This is a genomic window from Pseudomonas sp. BC42, assembly GCF_021560055.1.
Classification (GTDB): Bacteria; Pseudomonadota; Gammaproteobacteria; order Pseudomonadales; family Pseudomonadaceae; genus Aquipseudomonas.
On the sequence record NZ_CP091067.1, the window covers coordinates 1,960,618 to 1,975,577 of the forward strand.

At 60.5% G+C, this 14,960-nt stretch carries 17 protein-coding genes; 11 read left to right on the plus strand and 6 right to left on the minus strand.

All coding sequences use genetic code 11. The features are described from left to right. The first annotated feature begins 187 nt into the window (after positions 1-187). The 3 genes from L1O02_RS09345 (at position 188) to L1O02_RS09355 (ending at position 2,753) form a co-directional block, all read left to right on the plus strand. Positions 188-1,609: a transglycosylase SLT domain-containing protein gene (locus L1O02_RS09345; protein ID WP_235759791.1), complete on the plus strand. Its 1,422-nt coding sequence runs from the start codon at positions 188-190 to the stop codon at positions 1,607-1,609. Between the two features lie 102 nt (positions 1,610-1,711). Further along, positions 1,712-2,146 (plus strand): DoxX family protein, encoded by a 435-nt coding sequence (locus tag L1O02_RS09350; RefSeq protein WP_060840431.1) that lies wholly within the window; start codon positions 1,712-1,714, stop codon positions 2,144-2,146. Between the two features lie 298 nt (positions 2,147-2,444). Next, positions 2,445-2,753: a hypothetical protein gene (locus L1O02_RS09355; protein ID WP_060840430.1), complete on the plus strand. Its 309-nt coding sequence runs from the start codon at positions 2,445-2,447 to the stop codon at positions 2,751-2,753. Between the two features lie 143 nt (positions 2,754-2,896). Here the strand turns inward: L1O02_RS09355 and L1O02_RS09360 are convergent, their stop codons facing one another. After that, the gene (locus tag L1O02_RS09360; RefSeq protein WP_016967435.1) at positions 2,897-3,526 is read right to left on the minus strand and encodes a response regulator transcription factor; all 630 of its coding nucleotides are present in this window, start codon (positions 3,524-3,526) and stop codon (positions 2,897-2,899) included. A gap of 300 nt (positions 3,527-3,826) precedes the next feature. Between L1O02_RS09360 and greB the strand changes: the two genes are divergently transcribed. Further along, a complete protein-coding gene (gene greB, locus L1O02_RS09365; RefSeq protein ID WP_060840429.1) occupies positions 3,827-4,300 on the plus strand; it encodes a transcription elongation factor GreB in 474 nt (157 codons plus the stop codon). A 33-nt stretch (positions 4,301-4,333) separates the two neighbouring features. Here greB and L1O02_RS09370 read toward each other — a convergent pair whose 3' ends face one another. Together L1O02_RS09370 and L1O02_RS09375 are read right to left on the minus strand one after the other, a co-directional pair. Beyond that, positions 4,334-6,838, minus strand: coding sequence for an ABC transporter permease (locus L1O02_RS09370; RefSeq protein WP_108546067.1), 2,505 nt, complete (start codon positions 6,836-6,838; stop codon positions 4,334-4,336). Continuing rightward, positions 6,838-7,521: an ABC transporter ATP-binding protein gene (locus tag L1O02_RS09375; protein ID WP_016967432.1), complete on the minus strand. Its 684-nt coding sequence runs from the start codon at positions 7,519-7,521 to the stop codon at positions 6,838-6,840. Before L1O02_RS09375 ends, L1O02_RS09370 begins: the two co-directional genes overlap by 1 nt. Positions 7,522-7,531: 10 nt before the next feature. Here L1O02_RS09375 and L1O02_RS09380 point away from each other — a divergent pair, with 10 nt between their 5' ends. The 3 genes from L1O02_RS09380 to L1O02_RS09390 all read left to right on the plus strand — a co-directional run bounded on the left by L1O02_RS09380 (position 7,532) and on the right by L1O02_RS09390 (position 9,599). Further along, complete coding sequence (locus tag L1O02_RS09380) at positions 7,532-8,137, plus strand: arylesterase (protein WP_060840427.1); 606 nt, start codon at positions 7,532-7,534, stop codon at positions 8,135-8,137. A 56-nt stretch (positions 8,138-8,193) separates the two neighbouring features. Continuing rightward, positions 8,194-8,487 (plus strand): hypothetical protein, encoded by a 294-nt coding sequence (locus tag L1O02_RS09385; protein WP_007931378.1) that lies wholly within the window; start codon positions 8,194-8,196, stop codon positions 8,485-8,487. A 134-nt stretch (positions 8,488-8,621) separates the two neighbouring features. Beyond that, a complete protein-coding gene (locus L1O02_RS09390) occupies positions 8,622-9,599 on the plus strand; it encodes a L,D-transpeptidase family protein (protein ID WP_060840426.1) in 978 nt (325 codons plus the stop codon). A gap of 127 nt (positions 9,600-9,726) precedes the next feature. On the opposite strand, the gene oprI is transcribed toward L1O02_RS09390, so the two are convergent. After that, positions 9,727-9,978 (minus strand): outer membrane lipoprotei OprI, encoded by a 252-nt coding sequence (oprI, locus tag L1O02_RS09395; RefSeq protein ID WP_003448337.1) that lies wholly within the window; start codon positions 9,976-9,978, stop codon positions 9,727-9,729. Between the two features lie 644 nt (positions 9,979-10,622). Here oprI and L1O02_RS09400 point away from each other — a divergent pair. Then, entirely contained in the window at positions 10,623-10,904 is a 282-nt protein-coding gene (locus L1O02_RS09400; RefSeq protein ID WP_011062548.1) for a GNAT family N-acetyltransferase, read from the plus strand. A 60-nt stretch (positions 10,905-10,964) separates the two neighbouring features. Here L1O02_RS09400 and L1O02_RS09405 read toward each other — a convergent pair whose 3' ends face one another. Then, positions 10,965-12,041, minus strand: coding sequence for a 3-deoxy-7-phosphoheptulonate synthase (locus L1O02_RS09405; RefSeq protein WP_016967428.1), 1,077 nt, complete (start codon positions 12,039-12,041; stop codon positions 10,965-10,967). A 140-nt stretch (positions 12,042-12,181) separates the two neighbouring features. Further along, on the minus strand, positions 12,182-12,616 hold the full coding sequence (locus L1O02_RS09410; RefSeq protein ID WP_060840425.1) for a PilZ domain-containing protein: 435 nt from the start codon (positions 12,614-12,616) through the stop codon (positions 12,182-12,184). Here L1O02_RS09410 and L1O02_RS09415 point away from each other — a divergent pair. Genes L1O02_RS09415 through L1O02_RS09425 form a run of 3 tightly spaced genes read left to right on the plus strand, consistent with a single transcriptional unit; the run spans position 12,615 to position 14,888 of the window. Continuing rightward, positions 12,615-13,001 carry a thioredoxin family protein gene (locus L1O02_RS09415; protein ID WP_060844287.1) on the plus strand — a complete coding sequence of 129 codons (387 nt, stop codon included), beginning with the start codon at positions 12,615-12,617 and terminating at the stop codon, positions 12,999-13,001. The two genes, L1O02_RS09410 and L1O02_RS09415, sit on opposite strands and share 2 nt — an antisense overlap. Continuing rightward, on the plus strand, positions 13,001-13,957 hold the full coding sequence (locus L1O02_RS09420) for a putative 2-dehydropantoate 2-reductase (RefSeq protein ID WP_060840423.1): 957 nt from the start codon (positions 13,001-13,003) through the stop codon (positions 13,955-13,957). Before L1O02_RS09415 ends, L1O02_RS09420 begins: the two co-directional genes overlap by 1 nt. Positions 13,958-13,982: 25 nt before the next feature. Then, entirely contained in the window at positions 13,983-14,888 is a 906-nt protein-coding gene (locus tag L1O02_RS09425; protein WP_060840422.1) for a 5'-nucleotidase, read from the plus strand. Positions 14,889-14,960 lie beyond the last annotated feature (72 nt).

The following is a 14,960-nucleotide window of genomic DNA, read 5'->3' on the forward strand; positions in this document are numbered from 1 at the left end:
ATAAGAAAAGCCAAGAACTACAACGAGTTAACGCTGTCTTTTGCTGCCAGAAGCACGTAGCGGCCGGGCATTGTGCCGCCGTTTCGCTGCTCTTTTGCACCTTGCCAGCGCTCAAGGCGCTCTGTTTCTGTCGATCAAGCCTTCAAAAAACGACGAAGGGTTGAACAGTATTTCCTGCGGAGAACGGATGACCCGACCCTCGATCTTGCTCGCGCTGTGCCTGTCGCTGCTGCTGCCCTTACCGGCGCTGGCCCGTCTGGCCGGACCGCCGGAAGCCCTGGCGTCCGGCAAGGTCCGCGACCTGGCAGAGATCCGCAGCAGCCGCGTGCTGCGGGTGCTGGTCAATCAGAGCCGCAACAGCTCCGGTGAGGTCCAGGGACAAGCCATCGGCGTCGAATACCATCGCTTGCGCGCGTTCGAGCAATACCTCAATGGTCATGCCCGTGACGGACAGGAAATCAGCCTCAAGATCATTCCCAAAGCCAAGGATCAGTTGCTGGGCGCGTTGCAGCGGGGAGAGGGCGATCTGGTGGCGCCTGGGGAATTACTGGAGGCTCTGCCGGGCCATGCGGTCAGTTCCAGCGATCCCATCGTCAGCAATGTTCCGTTGCTGTTGGTGGGTATCAAGGGCGAGCGTCGTTACACGCGGATCGAACAGCTGTCCGGCAAGACGCTGACCCTGACCACCGGCAGTGCCGCCGGCGAGGCGGTGAGTCAGATCAATCAGCGACTGGCGTTGCGCAAGCTGGCGCCGATCAAGGTCGAGTGGGTGGATCCGAGTCTGGCGGTGGAGGACGTGCTGGAAATGGTCCAGGGGGGAATCTTTCACCTGACCATCGTCGAGCAGCCGATTGCCGAGCGCTGGAGCAAGATCCTGCCCAAGCTGCGTTTCGATCGACAGTTGAAGATCAGCGAGCCGGGCGAGGAGCACTGGTTTGTGCGGCGCGATGCGTCGATGCTGCGGGCCAGCATCGACCGTTTTCTCAAGAGCTATAAGACCCCGGCGGATCAGGATGTGGCGTTCCTGCGCATCTATCGGCGTCAGTATCAGGTGCATTACCCCCTGGCCCAAGCCGACCGACAGCGCCTGGAGAAACTGCGTCCGGTGCTGCAGAAGCATGCCGGGGAACAGGGCATGGACTGGCTGAATCTGGCGGCCCTGGCGTTCAAGGAGTCGGCTCTGCAACCCAGCGTCAGGAGCGGTAGTGGCCCCACCGGACTGATGCAGATCACGCCTTCGGCGGCGCAACGGGTCGGGGTCAACAATATCCAGTCCCTCGATAGCAATGTGCAGGCGGGAGCCAAGTACCTGGCGATGATTCGTCGCAAGTTTTTTGCCAGTCCCAAGCTCAACGAACGCGAGCGCATGGCTTTTGTCCTGGCCGCCTACAACATGGGGCCGGAACGGGTGCAGGGCATGCGCAGCGAAGCCCGGCGGCGAGGGCTCAATCCCAATCAGTGGTTTTTCCAGGTGGAGCGAATCGCCATGGAGCAGGTGGGTATGGGCGCGGTCAGCTATGTTAATAGCGTCAACAAATACTATCTGGCCTTCGATCGTGAACGGGACTCGCTGGAGCCTCGGGAGCGAAAAGTTGCGTCTCGCAAATAATCGAAAATACTGATTGTTATCTCGGAATTATTCCGCTTTTAACATGATAAAAACTGATTAATATGGCGACCAACTTCCCCGTCTTACACAGGACTACACAGCATGAGCACACTGATCAAAAACGTACTGAGCACTCGCGCCGGTTATGGCTTGACCGTTTTGCGGATTTTCGTCGGCATCATCTTTGCCGCCCACGGTTCGCAAAAACTCTTTGGCTGGTTCGGTGGTGGCGGCCTGGCGGGGACGGCTCAGTGGATGGAGAGCATCGGCCTGGCGCCGGGGTATCTGATGGCGTTGCTGGCCGGTGGTACCGAGTTCTTCGCGGGTCTGGCGCTGATCATTGGCCTGTTGGCGCGTCCTGCTGCGCTGGGCCTGTCGTTCACCCTGCTGGTGGCAATCTTTTCGGTGCATATCAGCCACGGTTTGTTCATGGCCAACAATGGCTATGAATTCGCCCTGGCGCTGCTGGGCGGTACCCTTGCCGTGCTGTTTGAAGGCGCCGGCAAACTGTCGCTGGATGCAACGATCGCCAAGTAATCCGTGGGCTTGATTCGTCCGTCGCTGGTGGCTTTCGGACGCTCTGGATCAACCCTTAGGAGAAATTCCAAGGCCTGCCTGTGCAGGCCTTTTTCGTTGCTGCGAAATCTTGACACTGACCGGCCGGCTTCTCTAGGATGCTGCCCATGCGCCGATTTAAACAGCTACTTGCGGGGCGCCAGGTGAGTCGAAAGACCATCGATAGAAGCTGCAGGCAGGCTTCGAAATACCGCTAAAGCGCTGGTTCGGTGTTGCCTCTCACCTGCCCGGCAGAAACCAGAGGCAGAGACACAATACGATGAATGCACCACGCCCCCTTGTACGTCTTGCGCCGCTCACGGCGAGTCTTTCCCAGCGCAACCCGAAAATTCTTCTTGGCGGCAAGCACCAACCCACCCTGTTGCGTTATCTCGATGGCTGGCCGCGGCGTTCCGCGGGCCCGGCGGCATTTCTGATCCAGTTCGTCGAAGAGGGCGAGTCCCTGGCACGTTTTGCCAGTGACAGCTTTGATCTGGCGGTCATTCCGGCACCCAGTGCCGAGCACGCCGCTGAAGTCATCAAGCAATTGACCCGCGTCGCTCGCCAAGGGCTGATCATTCGCCGCTAGTGGTTCGGCGGCTCCGACGGCGCTGCGCAGCTTGCTGCTGACTGCGCCGTATTTAGATAGTGATTGCATCGAGCAGACAGTGGCTGGCGTATCTCCAGCTGTGGCGGATGCTCCTTGCTCATGCACTGATCGGGGCTGGCTATTCAAACAACCGCATTGCGCTTTGCCAGTTCAGCCAGGGCTACCAGGTTGGAAATGTTGAAGCGCTTGAGCAAACGCACTTTGTAGGTACTGACGGTCTTGTGGCTGATCAGCAGGGCGTCGGCAATCTGCTGATTGTTGAGGCCGGTGGCCAGCAGTTTCAGGACTGTGATCTCGCGATCGGTCAGGCGGGAGATCAGTACGCTTTCCTGGCTGGCGGCATTGGTGTTCTGCTGCAGGATATTGATAGTGTCTTCCGGGAAGTAGCTGTACCCGGACAGAATGGCCTTCACTGCATTAGCCAGTTCGTGAAGATTCTCGGTCTTGCACAGAAACCCCGCGGCTCCGGCCTGCAGGCAGCGCAAGGCGAAGTTCTTCGAGTCGCTTGAAGTCAGGACCAGGGTTTTCACATGCAGGTCCGCGGACTTGATATGGGCGATGACCGAGAACCCGTCCAGGTTGGGAATCCCCAGGTCGAGGATCAACAGGTCGGGCATGTGTTTGCGCACCAACTGCACGGCGTCCGCACCGTTGTCGGCTTCAGCGACGATGGTGTGGTGATGGGGTTCCAGCACCGACCTGATGGCCAGTCGGATCAGTGGGTGGTCATCGACGATAATGATGTTGCCCATTTAGTGCATTCCCTTTGTTTTTTAGAGGTTTTGGTCGTTGGTGGCGGGTTCTTTGCGGAGGTAGGTTGCAGGTTGTCAGGCGCGCCGAGTGCAAACTCTGTTGCTTAAAATGTGTCTGAGGCCGTAAGCCTCGGCGGTTTGGCTCTATGATTGGCCGACCTCTCTGAAATCTAAATCGGACAAATCTGATAGTGCTGCGTTAACGATGCGCGGGGAGAGCAGCCGCCCGAGATCGGCCGGGTTCAACGGTTAATTCAAATAACAGAACAGCCGCTACAAGGCTGGAAGGTGACAAGCCAATTGAGTACCAAGCTCATCACGCAGGATGGTTACGACGCACTGAAGCAGGAGCTGGATTATCTGTGGCGGGAGAAACGTCCGGACATCACCCAGAAGGTCACCTGGGCCGCGTCCCTGGGGGATCGCAGCGAGAATGCCGACTATCAGTACAACAAGAAGCTGCTGCGGGAGATTGATCGTCGGGTGCGCTACATCCGCAAGCGTCTGGAAGACATGAAAGTGGTGACCTACGCCCCGGAGCAGGAAGGCCGGGTATTTTTCGGTGCCTGGGTCGAAGTGGAAAACGAGGCCGCCGAGATCAAGCGCTTTCGTATCGTCGGTTATGACGAGATCTATCTGCGCAAGGACTACATTTCCATTGACTCGCCGATGGCCAGGGCGCTACTGAAGAAGGAAGTGGGCGACGAAGCCATTGTTCATACCCCGGCGGGTGAAACCTGCTGGTGGATCAACCAGATCGAGTACGTGAAGTAGGCTCGGCAGCCGGCGCTGGCGAGCCATGAGTCTTCATCCTTCGCGCAGGACGCTCAAGGGGCTGGCGTTCAACGCCCGGCGGGTGCCGAAAATTCCGGCTCCGCCTACCAGCAGCGCGCCAATCACCGGCAGCAGTAATAGCCAGGGGTGGGGGTGCCAGGGCAAGTCGAAGGCAAACCGGTAGAGCACCAGGCTGATCAGTTCGCTGCCCAGGGCCGCCAGCAGGCCGCTGACCGCGCCAAGCAAGCCGAACTCGATCCGTCGGGCCTTGATCAGCAACCGTCGTTCGGCACCGAGGGCGCGCAGCAGCGCACCCTGGCGAATGCGTTCGTCCAGGGTGGCTTGCAGGCCGGAAAACAGCACGGCCATTCCCGCCGCCAGGACAAACAGCAACACATATTCCACCGCCAGAGTGACCTGGGCCAGGATGCTGCGCAGCTGCTCCAGCAGGGCCTCCACTTGAAGGATGGTGACTGCCGGGAAAGCCCTGGACAGTTCGACGATCTGCTGGTCGTGACCTGGACTCAGATAGAAGCTGGTGAGGTAGGTGGCGGGCATGTCCTTCAGGGTGCCTGGCTGGAAGATCATGAAGAAGTTCGGTTGGAAGTTGTCCCAGTTGATGCTGCGCAGGCTGGTGACCTGGGCCTCCCGATTGACTCCCGCCACGGTGAAGATCAAGCGGTCACCCAGTTTCAGCTTCAGGCTTTGCGCCACCTTGGCCTCCACGGACACGCCAGGCACCGGGTCGTCGGTCTGGCTCGACCACCATTGGCCTTCGGTGATGCTGTTGCCGGCAGGCAGATCAGCGGCCCAGGTCAGGCTCAGATCACGCTGAACGGCCCGGTCGCCACTGGAGTCCTTGCTGACGATCTCCCTCACAGGTTCGCCATTGATACTCACCAGGCGTCCGGGAACCACCGGATACAGCGGTGCCGAGGGCGCCGAGAGTTGTACCAGGCGATCGCTGAAAGCCTGCTTTTCGGCCGGCAGTATATTCAGGGCAAAGTAGTTCGGGGCATTTTTGGGCAACTGGTTCTGCCAGGTATCCAGCAACTCGCCCCGCAGCAGGGCGATCAAGGCCATGGACAGCAGAATCAGGCCGAAGGCCAGGGATTGCCCGGCCGCCGCCAGGGGGTGACGCAGTAATTGGCCCAGCCCCAGGCGCCAGGGCAGGGACGACCGGGCCAGCAGGCGACGCAGGCTTTGCAGCAGCAACAGCAGCAATCCGCCCAGGAACAGTGCAGCGATCAGGCCGCCACCGAGCAGGGCGAAGGTCAGCAGTAGATCCAGGCTCAAGCGCCACATGATCAGGCCCAGGGCAAATAGCGCGGCGCCATAGATCATCCAGGTGCTGGAGGGAATCGGCAGCAGGTCGCGCCGCAGGACCCGCAATGGTGGGACCCGTCCCAGTGCGGCCAGGGGCGGCAAGGCGAATCCCGCCAGGGCGACCAGCCCGGTGCCAATCCCGGCGATGGCTGGCAGCAGTCCTCCAGGTGGCACGTCGTTGGGCAAAAGATCATGCAACAGGTAGAACAGGCCAAGCTGGGCCAGCCAGCCCAGCAGCGCGCCGGCGAGGCTGGCCAGCAGCCCCAGCACTGCCAACTGCACGCTGAACAGCAGCATGGTTTCCCGGCGTGACAAGCCCAGGCAGCGCAACAGGGCGCTGGCATCGAAGCGGCGAGCGGCAAAGCGATTGGCTGACAAGGCCACGGCGACACCCGACAGCAGCACTGCCACCAGGCTGGCCATGTTCAGGTAGCGCTCGGCCTTGCCCAGGGCGCCGCCGATCTGCTGGTTGCCATCTCGGGCGTCCTGCAGTCGCTGGTTGGCTGCCAGTCCCGGCTTGATCAATTGGCGGTAGTGTTCGAGGGCTGCGGCGGGGCCGCGCCAGAGTTCCTTGTAGCTGACCCGGCTGCCAGGCTGGACGACGCCGGTGGCTTGCAGGTCATCCAGGCTGATCAGCACCTGGGGCGTCAGGCTGTAGAAGTTGCCGGCCCGGTCGGGCTCATAGGTCAGGACCCGCGCCAGGCGCAGGGTCTGCAGGCCGACATCGATGCTGTCTCCGATCTTCAGGTTCAGGGCGGTCAGCAGTCGTGACTCGACCCAGGCCTCGCCCGCCTTCGGCCCCCCGCCCGATTCTTCGCTGGCGTAGGGAGCTGCTGCGCTCTTGAGCTGGCCGCGCAGCGGGTAGGCGGAGTCCACGGCCTTGATGCTCGACAGCTGGATGCCGTTGTCTGTGGCGATGACGCTGGAGAATTCGACAATGCGTGCATGCTCCAGCCCAAGTTCGCGCCCGCTGTCGATTTGTTCCGGGCGTGCCGGCGAGCTGCCCTCCAACAGCAGGTCGGCGCCGAGAAACTCGGTGGCGCGCAGCAACATGGCGCCATTGAGACGGGCGCCGAAATAGCCGATGGCGGTACTTGCCGCCACGGCGACCAGCAACGCAAAGAACAATACGCGCAACTCGCCGGCGCGGGCGTCGCGCAGCAACTGGCGGACGGCGAGGCTCAGCAGGCGCAACAGTGGCATGCGTGCCATCAAGGCTCCAGAGGGGCGACCAGCAAGCCCGCTTCAAGACGGATCAGGCGCCGGCAGCGATGGGCCAGGCGTTCATCGTGGGTCACCAGCACCAGGGTGGTGCCGCTTTCCTTGTTGAGTTCGAACAACAGGTCACTGATGCGTTCGCCGGTGTGACTGTCGAGATTGCCAGTGGGTTCATCGGCAAACAGCACATCGGGTTCGGCGGCAAAGGCCCGGGCGATAGCTACTCGTTGCTGCTCGCCGCCGGACAGTTGGCGTGGCGAGTGGCTCAGGCGCTGGCCGAGGCCGACTCGCTGCAGCAACTCGGTGGCTCGCTCTCGGGCGTCACGGCGGCCATCCAGTTCCAGGGGCAGCATGACGTTTTCCAGAGCATTGAGGCTGTCGAGCAGTTGAAAGGACTGGAAGACGAATCCCACGTGTTCGGCCCTGATCCGCGCCCGCTGATCTTCATCCAGGCGGCTCAGGGCCTGACCGGCCAGGGTCACTTCACCGCTGCTGGGCAGGTCGAGTCCGGCCAGCAGGCCGAGCAGGGTGGATTTGCCGGAGCCGGAGGCGCCGACGATGGCCAGGCTGTCGCCCTGATTCAGCTCCAGGTCGAGTTCGTGCAGGATGGTCAGTTCACCTTCCGCGCTGGGAACCACTTTGCTAAGGTTCCGCGCAGTGAGAATGCTTGCGCCCATGGAGAATCCGATGCGTGTATGGTTTTTGAGTGCCGGCCTGGCCTTGATGTGCATGGCCCAGAACGCAGCGGCGGGTACGGTCCTGATCGTGGGCGATAGTATCAGTGCGGCTTTCGGCCTGGATACCCGCGATGGTTGGGTGGCCCTGCTGGAGAAGCGGCTCAAGGACCAGGGTTTTAGCGACAAGGTCGTCAACGCCTCGGTCAGCGGCGACACCAGTGCGGGGGGGCAGGCGCGGCTGCCGGCGCTGCTTGCAGCACATAAGCCGCAAGTGGTGATCCTTGAATTGGGTGGCAACGATGGCTTGCGCGGCCAGCCGCCGCAGCAATTGCAACAAAATCTTGCGTCGATGATCGACAGTGCTCAGGCCGACGGGGCCAAGGTTCTGCTGTTGGGCATGCAGTTGCCGCCCAATTACGGTGTGCGCTACACCCGGGCGTTCGCCCAGGTCTATAGCCAGTTGGCCAGCGACAAGCAGGTGGCCCTGGTGCCGTTTTTTCTCGAAGGGGTCGGCGGTCATCCCGAACTGATGCAGGCGGACGGTTTGCACCCCGCGGCAGCGGCCCAGGGCAAGTTGCTGGAAAATGTCTGGCCGACGCTAAAACCGCTGCTTTGACGCTTTTCTAGTGGCAGTGTTTCGGCTAATGTGGCGCCCCCGATTTGGAGCCCCCAATGCCGCGTCCCGCCTGGTCCCTGTTTGCCTATCAACTGATCGAGCCTGATGAGCAGCTTGACCTGTTCGCCTGTCAGGAAGTTCGGGTGCATCTGGTGACTCGGCAGTTGGAATTGGGTGGTTCGGCCGACCGGACCTTGTGCGGCACCTTGCTGCCTGCGCAGCCGCGCTGGTCGAGCGTGGATCGGACGATTTTCCAGGACCAGCGACTCTGCCCTCTGTGTCGGGCGATCCTGGAGTCACAAAAGCGCGGGACGCCACCGATCTGGCCTGAGCTGCGCTTCGAGCTGTAGGCGGTCGATCGCCGACCGTTGCGACAGGGATTTCATGTGTCTGTGCTTGTCTCCCCGCTTGGCTCCCGTAGCCTCGGGGCGGGGGTGTACAATCGCGTTTCTATCACTCGTTGTTCATGCGAAGGATTATCCGGATGTTGCCGCGCCTCCCTGCCGTCACCCGCTGCCTGACACTTGCCGCATTGTGTGTGGCCGGTCCCGTTGCAGCATTGGAATTGCCTCTACCGCCGCCCGGTGAAGATATCGTCGGCCAGGTGCAGGTGATCAAGGCCAAGTACGAAGACACCTTTGCCGATCTGGGTACCGCCTACGACCTGGGCTACCTGGAAATGGTGGCAGCCAACCCGGGGGTCGATCCCTGGTTGCCAGGAGCCGGCACCGAGGTGGTCCTGCCGACTCGCTTTGTCCTGCCTCCCGGGCCTCGTGAAGGCATTGTGATCAACCTGGCGGAGTATCGCCTGTACTACTTTCCCAAAGGGCGGAATGTGGTTTACACCTTCCCCCTGGGCATTGGGCGTGAGGGCTGGGGGTCGCCGATCGCGCACACCAGCATCACCGCGAAGACTCCGAATCCGACCTGGACGCCACCGGCGTCGATCCGGGCAGAACACGCTGCCGACGGTGACCCGTTGCCAAGCGTCGTACCTGCCGGGCCGGACAACCCCTTGGGACCATTCAAGTTCACCTTGGGCACCCCCGGCTACCTGATTCACGGTTCCAACAAGAAGTTTGGCATTGGCATGCGCACCAGCCATGGCTGTTTCCGCATGCTCAACAACAACGTGCTGGAGATGGCTGGCATGGTTCCGGTCGGAACTTCGGTGCGCATCATCAACGAGCCGTACAAGTTCGGCGTCAGTGGCGGAAAAGTCTATCTGGAGGCGCACACGCCATTGGATGACAAGGGCAATCCTTCAGTGGTCGATAAACACACTGCGGTGATCAATGCCTTGCTCAAGCGCGAAGATCTTGCCAATAACCTGCGTATGAACTGGGACGTGGTGCGTGATGTAGTGGCCGCCGAAGACGGGCTGCCAGTGGAGATCGCGGTACCGACGACCGCAGCGCCTGCGGCATCGACGTCCAACCTGTCCTACGATCTGCAGCAGTAAGCGCTGTAATAGAAACCCGCCGATGTCGACTGGCAGCGGCGGGTTTTTTATTGCCGGTGAAAAACTCCGGGCAATAAAAAAGCCGATCCAAAAAATGGATCGGCTTGTTAACAATCCCGAGGGACTATTACTTGCGGCTAGCTTTTTCCAGCATACGCAGAGCGCGCTCGTTAGCTTCGTCAGCAGTCTGTTGTGCTTTTTGAGCAGCAGCCAGAGCTTCATCAGCTTTACGGTAGGCTTCGTCTGCACGAGCCTGAGCACGAGCGGCTGCATCTTCAGTAGCAGTCAGACGAGCTTCGGTTTCTTTGGATACGCTGCTGCAACCGGTAGCCAGAACTGCGGCCAGAGCCAGAGCAGAGAATTTCAGAACGTTGTTCATCGTGTTCCCCTTCAAGGACTTTCTATTAGTAGCTATCCCCCCAGAGTGGGGAAATAACCGGCGTACATACTACCCATTACTTGTAGTAAGTAAACTGACGTAGCGCAAGAAGCAAAAAAAATTCTAGGTGGTGATTCTTTTTCGAGCAACTTTTTGGGCGGTTGTATAAAAAATATTCAATCGCAAGGCTCTGCCAGAGGGTGCTGCTCGTTTGCCAGCATTGCTCACGGACTTTTCCGATCACTGTTTCGGAGTCTAGGCTAAAGTCGTTCTATATTGCGTGACCGACACTTTTCTTCAGATTCCGCGCAGCCTTGGCCTATCTTTATCCATCTCGCCGGTGACTTTAAGAAGCGCTGTTCGTCTTAAGTTCCAGCATCCGGCGATGTATAGCCTCAACCCATTCATGCGCTGAACCGGGCAGTGGTTCCTGCAAGGCCCGATTGGGGTATTTGCGCTGATCTGTGACGAGTGTGGCTTGAGCATTTGCGCCAAGGGCGCCTACTATTTTGTAACGTGCTCGCGATGCAAGAGCGGTAGCTTCTACTCGGCGTCCGACTGGCACGAGGTGGCGTAAGTTGTTCCTTCGCCGGAAAAACATCGGTAAGGTAGGGGTCAGCATTCCAGACCCGCAAGGAGTAGTGATGAGCGAGGCGTTGTCCATCCACCATGACCAGGCTGGTCATCAGTTCGAGACCAATGTGGACGGTCATCGTGCCTACCTGACCTATATGGACCTGGGTAAGCAAACCCTGGATATCTACCGCACCTTCGTGCCCAATGCGTTGCGTGGGCGCGGTATTGCCGCGGCGCTGACCGAGCAGGCACTGGAGTACGCCGAACGTATGGGCTACACAGTGATTCCTTCCTGCTCCTATGTAGAACGCTACATGGAACGCCATCAGCGTCACGCCGCGAAGCTCTGATCGGGGCGACCATGAAAAACGCCGGGCTTGGCCCGGCGTTTTTGTGTCTGGCGAATGTGATCAGCTGCGATCGCGTTTCGGCAGTACATCCTTGAGCTTGGCGTGCATGCTGCGCAGGGTTTTCTCGGTGCTTTCCCAATCGATGCAGGCATCGGTAATCGACACCCCGTACTGCAGGTCCGACAAGTCTTTTGGAATGGCCTGGCAACCCCAGTTCAGATGACTTTCCACCATCAGGCCGATGATCGACTGATTGCCTTCGAGGATCTGGTTGGCGACGTTCTCCATGACCAGTGGTTGCAGCGCCGGATCCTTGTTGGAGTTGGCGTGGCTGCAATCGATCATGATGTTCGGCTTGATCTTGGCCTTGCTCAGGGCCTGTTCGCAGACCGCGACACTGACCGAGTCATAATTGGGCTTGCCATTGCCGCCACGCAATACTACGTGGCCGTAGGCGTTGCCTTTGGTGGTGACGATCGACACGCCGCCCTGTGGGTTGATCCCCAGGAAGCGGTGGGGACTGGAAACCGATTGCAGGGCGTTGATCGCTACCGTCAGGCCGCCGTCGGTGCCGTTCTTGAAGCCCACGGCAGAGGACAGGCCGGAAGCCATCTCGCGGTGGGTCTGGGATTCCGTGGTGCGGGCACCGATGGCCGACCAACTGATCAGGTCCTGCAGGTATTGCGGGGAGATGGGGTCCAGAGCTTCAGTGGCAGTGGGCAGACCCATTTCCGCGAGGTCCAGCAGCAACTGGCGACCAATATGCAGACCGTCCTGAATCTTGAACGAGTCGTCCAGGTACGGGTCGTTGATCAGGCCTTTCCAGCCAACGGTGGTCCGCGGTTTCTCGAAGTAAACGCGCATCACCAGATACAGGGTGTCGGAAACTTCCGCCGCCAGGGCCTTGAGTCGCTCGGCGTACTCGTGGGCTGCCTTGATGTCGTGGATCGAGCAGGGCCCGATGACGATGAACAACCGATGGTCAGTGCCGTCGAGGATGTTGCGGATCACTTCGCGACCCTTGGTCACGGTGCGCAAGGCGGTGTCGCTCAGCGGGATGTCTCGTTTGAGTTGATCAGGGGTGATCAGGGTCTCGTTGGAGGCGACGTTTAGGTCGTTGATCGGTAAATCAGCCATCGTGTTACTCGTCAGGTCACGGGTGCCGGCCGCCAGCGATCCCCGCGCGGCGGAGCACAGCGGATTTGAGCGCGTCGGGGAGCGGAACCTTAGCGCGTTAGCCGGTGACTCTACAATGGGCAAGGGGCGGTTTTATTGGGCTAAGGCTGCACAAAAGCCTGGTGTACACGGTCTTGCGAATAGTCTTCTGCATGCCGTTCGACCCAATCCAGAGCCAGGGCTTCGATGCATTGCTGTTCGCTTAGCGGTTCATGCAGGCGGCAGTAGCGGGCGATCTGGCACACCTGCTCGCCCATGCGAGCGCTGAACAGGGTTTGCTCATCGACGAAGGCGATACCCACCAGATAGCCGCGCTTGCGTTTCAGGCACCAGGCAACATAACCGTTGTAGCGTGCGTTTTCCCCCAGCGAGGGCATGTGCACCTCCAGCGCGGTGCCGTGGCGCCAGGCGCGGTGGTAATTGCACGCCATGCCACCGAGGCTGATAGTGTGCAACCGCTGGCGCGAAATGCAGGCGTACTTGCGCAGGGTCAGTTCAACCGGAACATCATCAGGATGAGGCAGAAAACGTCCCATGACCGCAGACTCCGAGTGTCGTCCATTTGACATTATTTCCCCCAGTATAGTGATCGAATTGGAACTGACCGACTTCGACATCGACCAGCAATTACTGAGCCTGGATGGCGTTTCCCTGGTGGTTTTCACCTCCCCCGGTTGCTCCGGTTGTCGCTGGGCACGATCACAGCTGCCCGGGATGGGACTGCCGGTCGCGCGCCTGTGCTGGGTCGATGCGGGCGACAACGGTGGGGCAGTGGAGCGCTATCAGGTGTTTCACCTGCCGGCGCTGTTCGTGGTGCGCGACGGTGAGTTTTATGGATCCTTAGAATCGCGGCTGACGCCCAATGCGCTCATTGCGGGCCTGCGTCAGGCGCTCAATCGAATGCCAGAGGAGTTGCCTTGATGGGTGCAGACCGTAAGCCGCGTATAGGCATTATCGGAACCGGAGCGATCGGAGGTTTTTACGGGGTGATGCTGGCGCGGGCCGGTTTCGACGTGCATTTTCTGCTGCGCAGCGAGTTCTCCGCGGTGGTGGAGCAGGGACTGCGGGTCAATAGCGCCCAGCATGGGGTGTTGAGCCTGAAGCCGGTGCAGGCATACGCCAGTGCCGAAGAGATGCCACCTTGTGACTGGCTGCTGGTGGGCGCCAAGACCACCAACAATGTCCAGTTGGCGCCGGCGATCATCCAGGCGGCGGCGCCTGGGGCCAAGGTGCTGTTGCTGCAAAACGGGCTGGACGTGGAGGACGCCTTGCGTGCCGAGCTCCCCGACACGCTGCATCTATTAGGCGGCTTGTGCTTTATCTGCGTGCATCGCGCGGGCCCCGGCCAGATCGAACACCAGGCTCTGGGGGCGGTGAACCTGGGTTACCACAGTGGTCCGGCCAGTGCCGATCCGGCCCTGAGCCAGGCGCTGGTCGAGGAGGGGGCGGCGTTGTTTCGTGCTGCCGGGCTCGACTCCCAGGCCATGAACAATCTGCATCAGGCGCGCTGGCAGAAGCTGGTGTGGAATGTGCCGTACAACGGCCTGTCGGTGCTGCTCAAGGCCAGCACCACGCCGCTCATGGCCGACCCGGCCAGTCGCGAGCTGATTCAGGACCTGATGCAGGAAGTCTTGCAGGGGGCTGCGGCTTGCGGTCATGTGATCCCTGAGGCTTATGCACAGCAACTGTTCAGGTCCACTGAGCACATGCCCGATTATTGGCCGAGCATGTACCACGATTTCCTGCATCAGCGCCCTCTGGAGTTGGCGGCTATTTATGCTGCACCTTTGGCAGCGGCACGGGCCGCGGGTTGCGAGTTGCCGAAAATCCGGGCGTTGTACCAGAGCCTGTGTTTTATCGACCGGCACCATGTTTGAGCTTATGACCTGAAGGGGGCGCGGTATGGCAAAGGGACTGGATGGCAAACTGGTGGTGGCAATCTCTTCGCGCGCTTTGTTCGACCTGAGCGAAAGCCATAAGGTCTATCTGGCCCAGGGCGTCGAAGCCTATCGGCAATATCAGATCGAGCACGAGGACGAGATTCTTGAGCCAGGCGATGCCTTTCCATTGGTGAAGAAACTCCTGAGCCTGAATGCCAGCCTGGGCCGGGCGCGGGTCGAGGTGGTGCTGGTGTCGCGCAACAGTGCCGACACCGGCCTGCGGGTGTTCAACTCGATTGAACATTACGGCCTGGGTATCTCTCGTGCGGCATTTGTGGGGGGGCGCAGTCCCTATCCCTACCTGGCAGCCTTCGGCAGCGATCTGTTTCTCTCCACTCATGCCGACGATGTCCGCAGCGCACTGGAGGCCGGATTCGCCGCTGCAACGATCCTTTCCGGTGGGGCCCGACGCGCTGCCAATGGCGAACTGCGCATCGCCTTCGACGGCGATGCGGTGCTGTTTTCCGACGACTCGGAACGGGTCTACCAGGCCGCAGGTCTGGAAGCGTTTCAGGCCAGTGAGCGGCAGTCGGCGCGGGAGCCTCTGCCCGGAGGACCTTTCAAGGGGTTTCTGGCGGCGCTGAATCTGCTTCAGGGCGAGTTTGCCGACGACGCCTGCCCGGTCCGCACGGCCCTGGTCACCGCCCGCTCGGCACCGGCCCATGAGCGGGTCATTCGCACCTTGCGCGAGTGGAACATCCGTCTCGACGAGTCCCTGTTCCTGGGCGGCCTGGAGAAAGCGGCCTTTCTCGAAGCCTTCGCCGCCGATGTTTTTTTCGACGACCAGGCCGGTCATTGCGAGTCCGCTCGCGAGGTGGTCGCTACCGGTCATGTGCCTCATGGCATCAGCAACGAAGCCAGGACTTGAGCCCGAAACCTGGTGGTTTTGCCTCCAGCCTCCCACAGTTCCTGGCACTGCTAAGCTGAATCCATCTCCGCC